Genomic DNA, 15,832 nt, shown 5'->3' on the forward strand with positions numbered 1-15,832 from the left:
TCACGCCGCCGCGAACCCCGTGAGCATGTGCCGGTCCATCATGAAGGCGACCGAGCCGTCCTCGTTCAGGAAGGCCACGTCACCGGCGCTCCGCATGATCATCAACACCTCCTCGTCGAAGACGAAGGCGTCGTGGACCGCGTTCGGGGGCTCCAGGACGTAGTCACCGGTGCGGAACTCGCCGGTCGGCGGGTGCCGGCCAGCGCCCTGGAGGGTGCAGACCTCCGCGGGGCCAGGCGCCGGTGGCGCGGAAGCACGCCGCCCGGCCGGGTACGGATCACGACCGTCCAGGATCCCGCATCCTCGTCGACGTGCACCACCCGCATGTCCCCGTTGTCCGCGAGGGGCTTGAAAAGGGATCTCGTCCGTCGCGGTGGTCCTGCCGAATTCCTCGGACACGGCTTTTCGCCTCCTGGCTGTTGATGTTGCCGGAGGTCAGGACATTACGGCCGCCGGGGAAGCACCCGCAACGCCGATCTCGGAATGGGCGTCAAATGGACAGCCGGCTGCGCTCAGCGGATAGCCGGGCATTTCCGTGGGGCTTATCTTCTGAGCAGTCTCGCGCGTCTGCGCGCGCACGCCACAGGTCGGCCCGCGCCGGGCGCCCTCCGGCGACGGGCCGGCCGAGAGCCGGCGACCGTGCCCGACGCCGGTCCTGACGCGACTGCGGCCCGTACCGGGTACCGATCCGCGAGAACGCGCGCTCCGCCCGGCCGGAGAGCGCCGCCGCAGGGGGCGGCGGGCCCAGGGCCGCCGACCCGCCCCATCGACACCCACAGGAGCACAGATGCCCACTACGGTCGACGCCATCGTCGTCGGATCCGGGGTGAACGGCCTGGTCGCCGCCGCCGAACTCGCCAAGGCCGGCTGGTCGGTCGCCCTCGTCGAGCGCGCCGACCGACTGGGCGGCTTCATCGCCACCGAGGAACGCACCGTCCCCGGATACCTGCACGACACGTTCTCCTCCTGGCACCCGCTGTTCGTCTCGGGCCCCGCGTACGCCACGCTCGGCACCGACCTGCACCGGCACGGCCTGAACTACCTGAACGCCGACGCGTACGTCACCGGCACCGTCGCGGACGACGGCCGGGTCGTCCTCGCCCACCGCGATCCGGAGGCCACCGCGTCGTCGTTCACGCACCCGGAGGACGGCGCCGCCTACCTGGCGATGCTGCAGCGCTTCCTCGACAACGCCGACGCGATCGGCGGCTTCCTGGGCAGCGAGCCGCGTTCGCCGCAGGTGCTGCGTCACGCGGTCAAGCTGCTGCGGCGGGAGAAGCTGGCCGGTACCGAGGCCTGGCTGCGGGACACGGTCACCAGCGGCCGCTCCTACTGCCGCCGCGAGTTCCGCGGGGAGGAGGCCGACCTGCTGTGGGTTCCCTGGCTGCTGCACGCCGGGCTGTCGCCCGACCACGCCTCCGGCGCGCTGATGCTCCCGATCCTGGCCGCGACCGTGCACGGCTTCGGCCTGCCGGTGGTGGAGGGGGGCGCCGGTCGTTTCGTGGACGCCTTCCGGGCGCTGCTCGCCGAGTTGAGGGTGGAGGTGCGGACCGGCAGCACCGTGGAGCGGATCGTGGTCGACGGCAACGGACGGGCCGTCGGGGTCGTCTGCGGCAGCGAGACCCTGCGGGCCCGCCGCGCCGTGCTGGCCTCCGTCACCCCGTCCGCGCTCTACGGCGAGCTGCTGCCGGCCGCTGTCCCGGTCGCCCCGCAGGTCCGCGCGCAGGCCGGGCGGTTCCGTCACGGCCGGGCCGCGATGCAGCTCCACATCGCCCTCTCCGAACCGCTGTCCTGGAACGACGACCGGCTGGCCGAGGTACCGCTGCTGCATCTCAGCGACGGTTCGGCGAGCACCGCGATCGCCTGTGCCGAGGCGGAGGCGGGCCTGCTGCCGCGGCGGCCGACGGTCGTCGTGGGACAGCAGCACGTGCTGGACCCCTCCCGGGTCCCGACGGGCGGCGCGGCGCTCTGGCTGCAGCTCCAGGAGCTGCCCTTCGCCCCGGCCGGTGACGCCGGGGAGGAGCTGGACGTGTCCGGCGGCTGGACGAAGGAGCTGGCGGAGGGGTACGCCCGCCGGGTGATCGCCCGGATCGCGCGGCACGCCCCGGATCTGCCGGACAAGGTGCTCGCCGTCGACGTGGTCAGCCCCGCCGACCTGCTGGCGGCCAACCCCAACGCGATCGCCGGCGATCCGTACGGCGGCTCGGCCGAGCTGGACCAGAACCTGCTGTGGCGCCCGCTGCCGGCCGCCTCCCGGCACGCCGGTCCGGTGCCCGGGCTGTGGCACATCGGCGCCTCGACCCACCCCGGCCCAGGTCTGGGGGGCGGCTCCGGGCACCTCGCCGCCCAGCAGTTGCTGCGCCGGGGCCGGCGCTCCCGCGGGCACTGACATCGCCGTCCGGCCTCGCGAAGACGCCCTGGGCGCCACCGGGGAGAGGCTCTCGTCCTCTCCGGTGGCGCCCAGGGCGCATGCCCTTCCGGCGTGCGGGCGACGGGCGGATGCCGTTCGCCCGCACGGGGGGTCAGGCCGTGGCGGGCCGCACGAGGCGCTCGTCGGGGATGACCGCGACGCCGACGATCTCGATCAGGGCCTCGGGCTGCCACAGGCCCGTGGTGCCGATGCCGGCCATCGCGGGGTAGACCGGCCCGGCCAGCTCGCGCCACACCGCCCCGATCTCCTTGCCGTGCGCCTGGTAGTCGGGGATGTCGGTGAGGTAGATCGTGATGCTCACCAGGTCCTGCGGGATGCCGCCGGCCTCCGCCAGCGTGGCGAGGACGTTGCCGAACGCCTGTCGGAACTGCTCGACGATCCCGCCGGGGACGATCTTCATGTTCTTGTCGAGAGCGGTCTGACCGCCCAGGTAGAGCGTGTTGCCGCTGAGCGTGCCGTGCGAGAAGCCGCTGGGCTTGGGCAGGGACGCGGGGTTGACCGGAACCGGGGCCGAGTTGGTCGCCATGGGGAGCTCCTGCGGGGGCGTTGCCGGGTCTGTGCCAGATCTGTGCTGTCTGACGCCACACCGTAGCATCTATTGACAGACTTATGACGCTCGCGGAAATAATGAAATATCCCGAGGGAGCGCACCGCGCCGAAGAGAGGGAAGAATCCATGCGTCTGTCGACCGTCGTCCACGCCGCCGGTACCAGCGCCGCCGTGCTGGACGGGACCACCTGGCGTGCGCTGCCGGCCGCCGACCTGTCGGCACTGCTGGCCGCAGTGCCCCTCCAGCGGGTGGCAGGCCTGGCAGGGGACGCGCTGGCCGACGCCGTCCCGGTGCTGCCGCTGCCGGCCCCGGGCAAGGTGATCTGCTGCGGCCTGAACTACGCCGACCACATCCGGGAGACGGGCCGCGAGCTGCCGACGTACCCCACGCTCTTCCCTAAGTACGCGGACACCCTGACCGGGCCCGAGGCCGACCTCGTGCTGCCGGCCGGTCTCCAGGTGGACTGGGAGGCGGAGCTGGCCGTCGTGGTCGGCACCCCCCTGCGGCGCGCCGACCGGGTCACCGCGCTGGCCGGGATCGCCGGGTACACCGTGGCGAACGACATCTCGGTGCGCGACTGGCAGTACCGCACCCTGGAGTGGTTCCAGGGCAAGGCCTGGGACGCCACCACCCCGCTCGGCCCCGTGGTCGTCACCCCCGACGAACTGGATCCGGCGGCGGGCCTGCAGGTGATGTGCCGGGTCAACGGCGAGCAGACGCAGCACGACACCACGAAGACGCTGGTCTTCGACGCCGCCGACCTGCTCGCGTACATCTCGACGTTCACCGTGCTGCGCCCCGGCGACCTCGTACTGACCGGCACGCCCGGCGGCGTCGGAGTGGCCCGGGAGCCCAAGCGCTTCCTCGCCGACGGCGACGTCGTGGAGACCGAGATCTCCGGTATCGGCACGCTGCGCAACACCGTGCGCTTCACCGGCTGACGCCCCCACCCATCACCGACGAGGAGTCCTCATGAACCCCGATCCCAGCCAGTTCGTCCCTGGTCAGCAGGTCCCCGCCCCGTACGTCCTCGACGGCGACAACTCGATGTACGCCACCGAGAGCGGCCTGGTGGTCCCCGTCGTCACCCGCGGCGGCACGGAACCCGGTGACACCGGGCAGTCCGCCGGCGCCACCCGGATCTCGGGCGTCAGCGTCCAGCACACCCCGGCCACCCGGATCTGGTTCGGCAAGGTCCACAACGACGGCGGCTACCGCTCAGTGCCCCACCACCACGGCGAGGCCGAGACCGGCGGCTACGTGCTCTCCGGCCGGGCCCGGATCTACTTCGGCGCGAAGTTCGAGGACTACATCGACATGGCGGAGGGCGACTGGGTGTTCGTCCCGCCGTTCCTGCCCCACGTCGAGTGCAACCTCGACCGCAACAACCCGCTGACCTGGATGACGACCCGCACCCCGGAGAACATCGTGGTCAACCTCCCCCAGGTCGCGGACACCGACCTGCGCGACTGGACGGACCGCCCCTGATGACCGGCACCACCTCCGAGGTCTTCACGGCCGCCGTCACCCTCACCCCGGCCGAGGCCGAGCGGTTCGACCTCGCCTTCACGGCGGTCACCCAGCCCTGCCCGTGGCCCAAGGCGTACGGCGGCGACCTGGTCGCCCAGGCCGCCGCGGCGGCGATGAAGTCCGTCGGCGACGGCAAGACGCTGCACTCCATGCACTCGTACTTCATGCGCCCCGCCGACATCGGCGCCGAGGTCCGCTACGAGGTGGAGCTGCTGCGCGACGGCCGCGGCTACGCGACCCGGCAGGTGCGCGGCTACCAGAACGGCAAGCCGCTCTACGTGTGCCTGGCCAACTTCGCCGCCGGCGAACCGGGCGGCAGCCACAGCGCGGGCCTGCCCGACTGGCTGGCGGCCACGGGCCTGCCCGGCCCCGAGAAGCTGCTCAGCTCCGCGGAGTACCTCGCCGGGCGGACCGGCGGCACGATGACCGACGCCTCCAAGGACTACTGGTGCGGTGGCCGGGGCTTCGACATGCGCCATGTGCCGGGCCCCGTCTACCTCGACGTCGAGGGCGAGCGCAAGCCCCACCAGGCGGTCTGGGTCAAGCCGTTCGACGCGCTGCGGCCGGTCGACGGGCTCACCGACGCGCAGCGGGACACGGCCGCCCTCGCCTACGTCTGCGACTACACGATCCTGGAGCCGGTGCTGCGCGTCCTGGACCTGCCCTGGGCGCGCGAGGGGCTGGTCACCGCGAGCCTCGACCACGCGATGTGGTTCCACCGGGCGCCGCGGGCGGGGGTGGCGGACGGCTGGCTGCTCTACGCCCAGGAGGCGGTCGCGGCCGAGGACGGCAGGGGGCTCGCCACCGGCCGCTTCTTCACCCCGGACGGCACCCACCTGGCCACCGTCGTGCAGGAGGGAATGATCCGCGCCTCCGAGGGAGGGCGGCCATGACCCTGTCGCCCTCCGGACACACCGACACCTTCGCCCGCGACCACCTCCCGCCGGCCGGGCAGTGGCCGGTGCTGGAGTTCACCACCGAGGCGCTGCGCTACCCGGAACGCCTCAACGCCGCCGTCGAGCTGATCGACGGCGCGGTGGCCGCGTTCGGCCCGGACCGGCCCGCGCTGCGCACCCCCGACGGCGAGGTGTGGAGCTACGGCGAACTGCGGCGGCGGGCCGACCAGGTCGCCCAGGTGCTCACCGAGGACCTCGGCCTGGTGCCCGGCAACCGGGTACTGCTGCGCTCCCCCAACAACCCGTGGACCGTCGCCGCCTGGCTGGGCGTGGTGAAGGCCGGCGGGATCGCCGTCACCACCATGGCCGCGCTGCGGGCCGGCGAGCTGGCCCCCGTCGTGACGAAGACCCGGCCCGCCGTCGCGCTGGTCGACCACCGCTTCCTCGACGATGTGTGGGCGGTACGCGACTCGGTCGCGCCGGACCTGGTCGTCGTGCCGTACGGCGGTGACACGGCCGACGACCTGAGCAGCCGCGTCGCGGCGAAGGACGGGCGGTTCAGCGCGGCCGACACCGCCGCGGACGACGTCGCCCTGTTCGGGCCGACCTCGGGCACCACCGGCGTCCCGAAGATCACCACCCACTTCCACCGCGACATCCTGTCCATCGACCACACCTTCGGCAGGCACACGCTGCGGCTGCGCCCGGACGACCTGGTCGCGTGCACCGCCCCGCTGGCCTTCACCTTCGGGCTCGGCCTGCTGGTCGTCTTCACGCTGCGGGCGGGTGCCTGCGCCTTCCTCACCGAGGCGGCGGCACCGGCGGTCCTCGCCGACCTGGTCGCCGAGCACGGGGTGACCGTCCTGGCCACCGCGCCGACCGCGTACCAGCAGATCCTCAAGTCCGGGAAGGCGGACCGGCTCGGCGGGCTGCGCCGCGCGGTCAGCGCGGGCGAGCACATCCCGCAGAGCCTGTGGGAGGAGCTGCGCGACCGACTCGGCCTCAAGGTGATCGACGGGATAGGCGCCACCGAGCTGCTGCACATCTTCATCTCGGCCGACGGCGACGACATCCGCCCCGGGGCGACCGGCAGGCCGGTGCCCGGCTACCGCGCCGCGATCCTCGGACCGGACGGCGAGGAACTCGGCCCCGGGGTCGAAGGCCTGCTCGGGGTGATCGGCCCGGTCGGCTGCCGCTACCTGGACGACGAGCGGCAGGCCCGCTACGTCCTGGGCGGCTGGAACGTCACCGGCGACACCTTCCTGCGCGACGAGGACGGCTACTTCTGGTACCGGGCGCGCAACGACGGCCTGATCGTGTCGTCCGGGTACAACATCGCCGGCCCCGAGGTGGAGGCCGCCGTCGCCACCCATCCGGACGTCGTGGAGGCGGCCGTGGTCGCCGAGCCGGACCCCGAGCGCGGCTCGATCGTCTGCGCGTTCGTCGTCCTGCGCGACGGCGTGACCGGCGACGCGGCCACGGCCCGCGCCATCCAGGACCACGTCAAGCGGCAGATCGCGCCGTACAAGTACCCGCGCGACGTCCGCTTCACCGACTCCCTGCCGCGCAACCCCAGCGGCAAACTTCAGCACTTCAAGCTGCGTCAGATCGTGGCGGAACAGATCGTGGAGGAACAGTCATGAGGATCGCTATCGCCGGCGGCGGCCCCGGAGGCCTGTACTTCGCCGCCCTGATGAAGCAGCTGGACCCGGCGCACGAGGTCACCGTCTGGGAGCGCAACGCGCCCGACGACACCTTCGGGTTCGGTGTGGTCTTCTCCGACGAGACCCTCGGCGGCATCGACAACGCCGACGACGCCGTCCACGCCGCCATGGAGACCCGGTTCGCCCGCTGGACGGACATCGACATCGAGGTCGACGGGGAGCGGTTCACCGTCGGCGGCCAGGGCTTCGCCGCGATGAGCCGCAAGGAGCTGCTGGGGATCCTCCAGCGGCGGGCTGCCGATCTGGGCGTCACCGTCCACTACCGCACCGAGGCCCCCGACGTGGACGAGCTGCGCGCCACGCACGACCTGGTGCTGGCCGCCGACGGCCTCAACTCCGCCATCCGCACCAAGTACGCCGACGTGTTCGGACCGTCGCTGGACCGGCGGCACAACAAGTACATCTGGCTCGGCACCGACCTGGTCTTCGAGGCGTTCCAGTTCTTCGTCAAGCAGACGGAGTGGGGCACCATGCAGATCCACGGCTACCCCTACTCCGACGGCGGCTCGACCTTCATCGTCGAGATGCACGACGACGTCTGGCGGCGCGCCGGCTTCGACCGGACCGAGGACCAGGTGTTCCCGCCGGGCGTCTCCGACGAGTACGCCGTGGCCCGGATCGCGGAGATCTTCGCCGACGAGCTGCGGGGCCACCAGGTCCTCACCAACAACTCGAAGTGGCTGAACTTCACCACGGTCCGCAACGAGCGCTGGTCCGACGGCAACGTGGTGCTGCTCGGCGACGCCGCCCACACTGCGCACTTCTCGATCGGCTCGGGCACCAAGCTGGCCATGGAGGACGCCCTCGCGCTGGCCGCCTGCCTGCACGAGCACCCGACGGTGACGGAGGCGCTGGCCGCCTACGAGACCGAGCGCAAGCCGGTCGTGGAGTCGACGCAGCGGGCCGCGCAGGCCTCCCTGGAGTGGTTCGAGAACATCGGGATGTACGCGGGCCAGGACCCGGCGCAGTTCGTCTTCAACCTGCTGACCCGCTCGCGGCGCATCACCTTCGAGAACCTCAGGGAGCGCGACGCCGAGTTCGCCGCGCTGATGGAGTCCGAGTTCGCCCGTCACCAGCAGGCTGCCGAGGTGGCCCCGGCGATGTTCCAGCCGGTCCGCATCGGTGAGCTGGAGCTGAAGAACCGGATCATCGTCTCCCCGATGGACATGTACTCCTCGGACGCCGGTGTCCCCGGCGACTTCCACCTGGTGCACCTGGGCTCCAAGGCGCTGGGCGGGGCCGGTCTGGTGATGAGCGAGATGGTCTGCGTGTCGCCCGAGGGCCGGATCACGCCGGGCTGCCCGGGGCTGTGGACCGACGGGCAGCGCGACGCCTGGCGCCGGGTCACGGACTTCGTGCACGACCGGACGACCGGCAGGATCGGCCTGCAGCTCGGCCACTCGGGCCGCAAGGGCTCGACCCGGCTGATGTGGGACGGCATCGACGAGCCGCTGGAGGAGGGCAACTGGGAGGTCATCGCCCCCTCGGCACTCCCCTACGGCGCCGGCTGCCACGTCCCCCGTGAGGCCACCCGCGCGGACCTGGACAAGGTGATCGCCGACTTCACCGCCGCCGCCGTGCGCGGCGCGGAGGCGGGCTTCGACCTCATCGAGGTGCACGCCGCCCACGGCTACCTGCTCTCCTCCTTCCTGTCCCCGGTCGCCAACCGGCGCACCGACGAGTACGGCGGCTCGCTGGAGAACCGGCTGCGGTTCCCGCTGGAGGTCTTCGACGCGGTCCGCCGGGCCGTCCCGCTCCGCATCCCGGTCACGGTCCGTATCTCGGCGACCGACTGGATGCCGGACGGCAACACCGCCGACGACGCGGTGGACATCGCCCGCGCCTTCATCGAGCACGGCGCCGCCGCCATCGACGTCTCCTCCGGCCAGGTCGCCAAGGAGGAGAAGCCCGCGTTCGGCCGCTCCTACCAGACGCCGTTCGCCGACCGGATCCGCCACCGGGTGGCCGGTCCCGCGGGCGTGCCGGTGATCGCGGTCGGCGCCATCTCCTCGTACGACGACGTGAACTCGATCCTGCTGGCCGGGCGGGCCGACCTGTGCGCCCTGGGCCGTGCCCACCTCTACAACCCGCAGTGGACCTTGCAGTCCGCGGCGGAGCAGGAGTACCGCGGGGCCGGTGCGCAGTGGCCGGTGCAGTGGGCGGCGGGCCGGCGCAAGCCGCCCACCTCCCGTACCGACAAGGTCCCGCCGCGGCTGTCGCTGCTGCGCGAGGGCGCCGGCGGCGATGTGCACCTGCGCTGGACCCCGGCCGCGAGCACGGTGCCGGCGTGACCGCCGCGCTCCCGGCCGCGCACCCGGTCGGCGTGCACCGCACGCGCATCGAGTGGATCGACACGGACGCGGCCGGGATCTACCACAACAGCACGGTCGTACGGTTCGTGGAGGCCGCGGAGGCCTCGCTGATGGCGGGGCTCGGCCTGCACGGCTACTTCCCGGTGGCGCCCCGCGTCCGCTACGAGGTGGATTTCGAGTCGCCGCTGTTCTTCGGCCAGGACGTGCGCACGGTCGTGGAGCCGGTGCGGATCGGCACCAGCTCGATGACCTTCGCCTTCGAGGTCTGGGGCGAGGAGTTCCGGGGCCGTCCGGCCGGCCGGGCCGCGCGCGGCCGTTATGTGACCGCGCACATCGGCCGGGACCACACGAGCGGTGCCGTCAGCGTGCCCTGGCCGCCGGAGTGGGTCGCGGCGCTGACCGGCCCGGTCCCCTCGACCGGGCCAGTCGGATCATGCGATGCCGGTCCGGCATACTCACGGGAATGAGCGAGACCAAGGGCGACCGGCCCACCACGGCGGCGCGCCGGTCCCGGACCGTGCTCGTGAGTTTTCTCGGCGCGATCGTGCGCAAGATGGGCAACTGGATGCCCATCGCGGGCACGGTCGAGCTGCTGACCGCGTCGGGTCTGGACGCCGCGAGTGTCCGGACGGCGGTCTTCCGGCTCAAGAAGCGCGGCTGGCTGGAGTCGGAGAGCCGCGCGGGGATGCGCGGCTACGCGCTCACCCCGGCCGCGCTGGCCGCGCTGGCCGCCGGTGACGAGGTCATCTGGCACGCCCGGCAGCCGGCCGAGCTGGGCGACGGCTGGTGCTTCGTGAACTTCTCCGTGCCCGAGTCCGCCCGCGCGCTGCGCCATAAGCTGACCGGACACCTGACCTCGCTCGGTTTCGGCAACATCGGCTCCGCGGTCTGGATCGCCCCCGCCCGGATGCTGCCGGCCGCGCAGCGCGCCATCGCCGAGCTGGATCTCACCGGGCAGTGCGCCGTCTTCGTCGGCGACTACGTCGCCGGTCAGCCGCTGACGGACATGGTCCGGGGCGGCTGGGACCTGGACGAGATCGACCTGCGTTACCGGGATTTCATCAGCAAGTACGAGAATGAGGCACAGCGCCTCACCGAGGCCGCGGTCATCGACGGGCGGCACGCGTATGTCACGTATCTCGCCGTGATCGACCACTGGCGCAAGCTGCCGTTCCGCGATCCCGGGCTGCCCCGCGAGGTGCTGCCCCAGAACTGGTCCGGCCCCGCCGCGGTCCAGCTCTTCGAGCGCATGGTCACGATCCTGGAGGGCCGGGCGCTGGCGCACGCCGCCGGCCACTGGTCCTCGCCCTGATCGCCCTACGGCTTGCCGCCTCTGGGGCGCCGTCCCATGGAGACAGCATGGATTCGGTGGAGTTCCACACGACCGATGTCGAACGCGCGCGCGTGGAGGTCGGCCGGCTCTTCTGCCCTCACCGCCTCACACCGCGGGCCGAGCGCTCGGTGAAGCTGCGGCTGGCAGCGCACCGGCTCGGTGAGCTGGGCGTGGTCGACCTCGACTACGGCAGCCCTGTCCGGGTCCAGCCGGAGCCGCTGCCCTTCTACCTGGTGCAGATGCCCTACCGCGGTACGGGCCTGGTCCGGCACGCCGGCCGGGACGTCGTCGTGAGCGCCGACACGGCCGTGGTGATCTCCCCCCAGGAGCCGTTCGAGAAGGAGTGGTCGGCGGGCACGCCGCACCGGATCTTCCACGTCCAGCGCACCAGTGTCGAGCGGGAACTGCGACGGCTCCTCGGGCACCCGCCCGAGGAGACGGTACGGTTCGAGCCCGGCGCGTCCACCACCACTCCGCAGGCGCGGGCGTGGCGGCGCGGCCTCGACTTCTTCGCCGAGGAGCTGGCGGGCGCCGGGGAGTCCTCCCTGCTGGACCACCCGGCGGTCGCCCAGCGCTTCGAGGAGGCGCTGGTGGGGCAGCTGCTGATCGCCCACCGGCACAACTACAGCGACGAACTGGCCGCCACGGCCGGACGTCGGCCGCCGAGCCGGCTGGTCCGGCGGGCCTGCGCCCTGATCCGGGACCACCACGACGAGCCGCTCACCGTGGGCGATGTCGCCGAGGCGCTCGGGGTCGGCGTGCGAACGCTGCAGGAGTGCTTCCGCCGTGAACTCGGCAGCACCCCGACGGCGTATCTGCGGGCCTGCCGGCTCGACGTCGTGCATGACGCGCTGCGGGCCGCCGAGTCCGGGACGTCTGTGACGGCCATTGCGCTGGAGCACGGCTTCGTGCACATGGGCCGATTCGCCTCCGACTACCGGGCCCGTTTCGGGGAGAGCCCCTCGGCGACGCTGCGCGGGTGAGCGCGCGGCGCCGCCGGCGGGGCGGGTCAGCCGGTCGGGACGGGCAGCGCGGCCAGCTCGGCGCCGAGTTTCACGCCGTCCTCGTCCGCGAGCGCCGCGGCCCGCAGCTTCTTCAGCCGGTCGGCGGCGCCGTCCGTGCCGGGCAGCGCGCGGGCGGCCGTCATCAGCAGCTCGAAGCTCTCGCCGCCGTGGGCGTAGGTGGCGCCGTAGCCCTTCAGGACCTGCTGGCACTCGATGATCTCGCGCGCCAGGGGGCCGTCCTGGGCGGCCGTGGCGAGCGCGAGGTCCAGCCAGGCGTCGATGGCCTCCTGTTCCCGCACGAACCGCAGCGACCGGGGGCGCAGCGGGCGCATCCGGGCGAGCACCGCGAGCGCGGTGTAGCCGGTGACGGACGTCGTGTTGAGGACGATGCCGCGGTGGGTGAGGGCGTGAACGAGCCGCCCGAACAGCTTCGAGCGCAGCAGCAGGGCGCCGAGGCCGGCGGGCAGTGTGTCGGTGATCTCCTCCACCTGGGGGTGCAGGTACTCGCGGACCTGGGCCAGGTGGCCGCCGGCCTTCGCCTCCTCGCGCACCCGCTGCATCCGGTGCCGGCGGGTCTTCTGCTGGGCGACCTGGATGGTGTCCTGGTAGCACATCCACAGCGCGATGTGCCGGGCGGCCTCGCGGGTCAGGGCCGCCTCGCCGTCGCGGTCCGGGTCCACGGCGGCCACCGCCGCGACGCGGTCCAGGTAGCGGTCGGTGTACTCGGGGCTCTGGTAGACGGCCGTGCGGACGACACCGTGCAGCGCCGTCGAGCGGGCGGGCTCGGGGAGTACGGCGGCCCGCTGGGCGTGGGCGGCCAGGGCCGGGCCGACGAGGGAAACCGGGTCGGTGGCGGCGATCTTGGCGCGCTCGCGTTCGGCGGCCTGCTTGCGGTCCTCGGCGGTCTCGGGACGGCGGAGCCCGATGGTCACCGGGACCGGTCCGCCCGAGCGGGCGGCGCCGGCCGGGGGGACGGCCGGTGTCTGGGCGGCCTGGGGCTGTCCGGCGGCGACCTGGCTCGCGGCCTCCGCGTAGGCGAGGGCGAAGGCCCTCAGGGAGCGCTCCGCCGCCTTGGGGAAGGCCCGGATCGGGGCCTCGAACTGCTCCCGGGTGAAGGGCAGTGCGCCGGATCCGGCGAGCGCGCCGTACAGGGAGGCGCTGATGACACTGCCCGCGCTCTCGGCGAGGGTCGCGAAGTCGGCTGCCACCAGGGTCTTCGCGGCGCGCTGCGCGGCGGCGAACAGTTCGTCGCTGTCGACCCGTCCGTCCCCGAGGGCGATCTTCTCGTCGACGGAGTAGGTCCGGTTGGTCGAGGTGATCAGCGTGGTGCGGTCGGGGGTGGCGAAGCCGCGCTGTACGGCGCGTCCGCACTCCATGAGTTCGGAGGTGATGACGATGTCCACCTCGCCGGGCGTGGGGAAGAGGCTCAGGATCGGCTGGGTGCGGCCGCCCGCCGGGATCCCGCCGGGGGGCGGCGGGAGGAGTTCGACGTAGTAGACGGTCGCGCCGGTGCGCTGTGCAACGCCGGCGACGGAGGTGTTCTGTGCGGCCCAGCCGGCGTGTTCGCCGACCTCTACGATCCAGTCGGCGAGGACGCCGCCGCCCTCTCCGCCCATGGCGAGGATGGCCAGGGTGACCGGCCGCTGTCCGCCGCGCCAGCTGGTGCCGCGGTCGTTCCGGGACTGTGTCGTGGTCATCGGGCTGCCACCTCGTATCGTGCCGCGCGGTTCTCCAGCCCCCTGGACGCCAGGGCCATCCAGCGGCCCCGCACCCTGGCCAGGACGCGGTCCCGGCGGGTCGGGTTCTGCACCACGTCGGTCCGGTAGAACGACGGGCACAGGACCGCGGCGTGCGCGTTGGCGCCGCAGACCCCGCAGCCGACGCAGCTGTCCAGCACGGTGGCGATGGGGTCGGTGCGCAGCGGGTCGGGATTGTCGGTGATGGTCAGGGACGGGCATCCGGAGATCCGGATGCAGGCGTGGTCGCCGGTGCAGGTCTCCGGATCGACGCCGAAGCGTTCGCGGACCACCCGCTTGCCGTCCTTGAGGTCGGCGGCCTGCTGTTTCTTCACCCTGCGCTGCCGGTTGAGCTGGCACTCGCTCTGGGCGACGACGACCTTGGGGCCGGGTTCCTTGGTGGTCAGCGCCTCGACGAAGAGGTCGCGCAGGGCGGAGACCTTGTAGGTGTCGGCGACGGTGCGGCTCCAGCGCACGCCGATTCCCCGTACGGCCCGCTCGATGGGGTGTTTCGTAGAGCGGATCGGGTTGTCGGCCTGCGAGGAGAGCACGTCCTGGCCGCCGGTGGCGGCGCTGTAGGCGTTGTCGACGACGACGAGCAGTTGGTCGTTCTCGTTGAAGACGGCGTTGCCGACGCCGCTGGTGAGGCCGTTGTGCCAGAAACCGCCGTCGCCCATGATCGCGACCGTGCGCCGGTCGGCTTCCTTGGAGTTGAGCGCGGAGGCGCCCGCGGATCCCAGGCCGTAGCCCATCGTGGTCGCGCCGAGGTTGAACGGTTCGTTGACGGCGAAAAGGTGGCAGCCGATGTCGGCGCTGATGTGGTGCTGGCCGGTCTCGCGCTCGGCGAGTTTCAGGGCGCTGAAGATCGGCCGCTCGGGGCAGCCGGTGCACAGGCCCGGCGGGCGCTGCCGCATCTCGGCGGCGGCGACGCGCGGCGCGAACGGGCTCTCGGGTTCGGAGTCGGGGAGCAGCAGCGTCGGTTCGTGGGCGATCGCCTCGGGGAGGTAGGTGCGCAGGAACTCGGCGACGCCCTTGGTCATCGCAGTGGAGGTGTACTCGCCGACCGCGGGCAGCATGTCCTTGCCGTGCAGCGCGGTGTCGCTGCCGGCCCGCCGCAGGATCGCGTGCAGGTTCTGCTCGATGTAGTCGGGCTGTCCCTCCTCCAGGAGCAGCACGGCCTGTTTGTCGGCGCAGAAGTCGAGGATCTCGTCGTCGACGACGGGATAGGTGACGTTCATGACGTACAGCGGCACGCTGGTGCGGCCGTACGGGTCGGAGGCGCCGAGGAGTTCGAGGGACCGGTTGAGGGTGTTGTAGAGGCCGCCCTGGACGATGATGCCGACGTCGGCCCGGCCGTTGCCGAAGACCTCGTTCAGGCCGCGTTCCTTGATGAAGCGGACGGCGGCCGGCCAGCGGTCCTCGTGCTTCTCCTTCTCGTGCAGGAAGGTCGCGGGCGGCAGCACGACCCGGCTCAGGTCGCGGCGCGGGTTCTCGATGGCGTCCTTGACGGTCATCTCCGGGCGCCGGTTGTCCTTCGCCGTGAAGGTGCCGTGCAGGTGGCAGGAGCGCAGCCGCAGTTCGAGCATCACCGGGGTGCTGGAGACCTCGGAGAGTTCGAAGCCGGCCTCGACCGCGTTGACGATGGCCTCCAGGTTGGGGCGCGGGTCGAGCAGCCACATCTGGGACTTCATCGCGAAGGCGTGCGACCGCTCCTGCATGATGCTGGAGCCCTCGCCGTAGTCCTCGCCGACGATGATCAGCGCGCCGCCGGTGACTCCGCCGCTGGCGAGGTTGGCCAGCGCGTCGGAGGCGACGTTCGTGCCGACGGTGGACTTGAAGGTGATCGCGCCGCGCAGCGGCTGGTGGACGGAGGCCGCGAGCATCGCCGCGGCGGTCGCCTCGGAGGCGCTGTTCTCGAAGTACACGTCGAGTTCGGAGAGAACCTCGCGGGCGTCGCCGAGCACGTCCATCAGATGGGAGATCGGCGCACCCTGGTAGCCGCCGACGTAGGCGACACCCGACTGAAGCAGCGCCTTGGTCACCGCGAGGATGCCCTCTCCGCTGAACGTGGTTCCCGCGCCCTGCCGCAGCTTTCCGATCTCGGCGGCGAAAGACCGCTCTGCCATCGTTCCCTCCTTGCGCTGTCTGGCCGCGCCGTGACCGAACCGGATCGGGCGGACTTTTCTGTGATGTCCGGCGACCTTAGGAGCGCGGCGCCGCGGGTGCTATCCGTCCAGCGCGGGTTCCATCCGCTGAGCGCGGCGGGGTCTTCGATTCCGGCGGCGGGGACGTCATGCTCATCGCCACCCACACCAC

General features: G+C 72.3%; 13 protein-coding genes. 9 read left to right on the forward strand and 4 right to left on the reverse strand.

What is annotated here, in order from left to right; all coding sequences use genetic code 11:
• Nucleotides 1-399 (reverse strand): cupin domain-containing protein, encoded by a 399-nt coding sequence (locus IE239_RS27835; RefSeq protein WP_190152156.1) that lies wholly within the window; start codon nt 397-399, stop codon nt 1-3.
• 388 nt (nt 400-787) lie between these two features.
• Here IE239_RS27835 and IE239_RS27840 point away from each other — a divergent pair, with 388 nt between their 5' ends.
• Nucleotides 788-2,389 carry a phytoene desaturase family protein gene (locus IE239_RS27840; protein ID WP_190152157.1) on the forward strand — a complete coding sequence of 534 codons (1,602 nt, stop codon included), beginning with the start codon at nt 788-790 and terminating at the stop codon, nt 2,387-2,389.
• A gap of 133 nt (nt 2,390-2,522) precedes the next feature.
• Here IE239_RS27840 and IE239_RS27845 read toward each other — a convergent pair whose 3' ends face one another.
• Nucleotides 2,523-2,957: a RidA family protein gene (locus tag IE239_RS27845; RefSeq protein ID WP_190152158.1), complete on the reverse strand. Its 435-nt coding sequence runs from the start codon at nt 2,955-2,957 to the stop codon at nt 2,523-2,525.
• A gap of 149 nt (nt 2,958-3,106) precedes the next feature.
• On the opposite strand from IE239_RS27845, the gene IE239_RS27850 reads away from it, so the two are divergent.
• Genes IE239_RS27850 through IE239_RS27885 form a run of 8 tightly spaced genes read left to right on the forward strand, consistent with a single transcriptional unit; the run spans nt 3,107 to nt 11,759 of the window.
• Nucleotides 3,107-3,922, forward strand: a complete 816-nt coding sequence (locus IE239_RS27850; protein ID WP_190152159.1) for a fumarylacetoacetate hydrolase family protein — start codon at nt 3,107-3,109, stop codon at nt 3,920-3,922.
• Between the two features lie 31 nt (nt 3,923-3,953).
• The gene (locus IE239_RS27855) at nt 3,954-4,469 is read left to right on the forward strand and encodes a cupin domain-containing protein (RefSeq protein WP_055714633.1); all 516 of its coding nucleotides are present in this window, start codon (nt 3,954-3,956) and stop codon (nt 4,467-4,469) included.
• Nucleotides 4,469-5,404: an acyl-CoA thioesterase gene (locus IE239_RS27860; protein ID WP_190152160.1), complete on the forward strand. Its 936-nt coding sequence runs from the start codon at nt 4,469-4,471 to the stop codon at nt 5,402-5,404. Before IE239_RS27855 ends, IE239_RS27860 begins: the two co-directional genes overlap by 1 nt.
• Nucleotides 5,401-7,050 carry an AMP-binding protein gene (locus tag IE239_RS27865; RefSeq protein WP_190152161.1) on the forward strand — a complete coding sequence of 550 codons (1,650 nt, stop codon included), beginning with the start codon at nt 5,401-5,403 and terminating at the stop codon, nt 7,048-7,050. The genes IE239_RS27860 and IE239_RS27865 overlap by 4 nt, the downstream gene beginning before the upstream one ends.
• Nucleotides 7,047-9,422 carry a bifunctional salicylyl-CoA 5-hydroxylase/oxidoreductase gene (locus IE239_RS27870; RefSeq protein ID WP_190152162.1) on the forward strand — a complete coding sequence of 792 codons (2,376 nt, stop codon included), beginning with the start codon at nt 7,047-7,049 and terminating at the stop codon, nt 9,420-9,422. Before IE239_RS27865 ends, IE239_RS27870 begins: the two co-directional genes overlap by 4 nt.
• Nucleotides 9,419-9,910, forward strand: a complete 492-nt coding sequence (locus IE239_RS27875) for an acyl-CoA thioesterase (RefSeq protein WP_190152163.1) — start codon at nt 9,419-9,421, stop codon at nt 9,908-9,910. Before IE239_RS27870 ends, IE239_RS27875 begins: the two co-directional genes overlap by 4 nt.
• Nucleotides 9,907-10,755 carry a PaaX family transcriptional regulator gene (locus IE239_RS27880; protein WP_229878352.1) on the forward strand — a complete coding sequence of 283 codons (849 nt, stop codon included), beginning with the start codon at nt 9,907-9,909 and terminating at the stop codon, nt 10,753-10,755. Before IE239_RS27875 ends, IE239_RS27880 begins: the two co-directional genes overlap by 4 nt.
• Nucleotides 10,756-10,802: 47 nt before the next feature.
• A complete protein-coding gene (locus tag IE239_RS27885; RefSeq protein ID WP_190152164.1) occupies nt 10,803-11,759 on the forward strand; it encodes an AraC family transcriptional regulator in 957 nt (318 codons plus the stop codon).
• 26 nt (nt 11,760-11,785) lie between these two features.
• Here IE239_RS27885 and IE239_RS27890 read toward each other — a convergent pair whose 3' ends face one another.
• Nucleotides 11,786-13,477, reverse strand: a complete 1,692-nt coding sequence (locus IE239_RS27890; protein ID WP_190152165.1) for an indolepyruvate oxidoreductase subunit beta family protein — start codon at nt 13,475-13,477, stop codon at nt 11,786-11,788.
• Complete coding sequence (locus tag IE239_RS27895) at nt 13,474-15,642, reverse strand: thiamine pyrophosphate-dependent enzyme (RefSeq protein ID WP_190152166.1); 2,169 nt, start codon at nt 15,640-15,642, stop codon at nt 13,474-13,476. The genes IE239_RS27890 and IE239_RS27895 overlap by 4 nt, the downstream gene beginning before the upstream one ends.
• Between the last annotated feature and the right edge of the window lie 190 nt (nt 15,643-15,832).

This window comes from Streptomyces humidus, assembly GCF_014649655.1.
In the GTDB taxonomy this organism is placed as follows: Bacteria; Actinomycetota; Actinomycetes; order Streptomycetales; family Streptomycetaceae; genus Streptomyces; species Streptomyces humidus.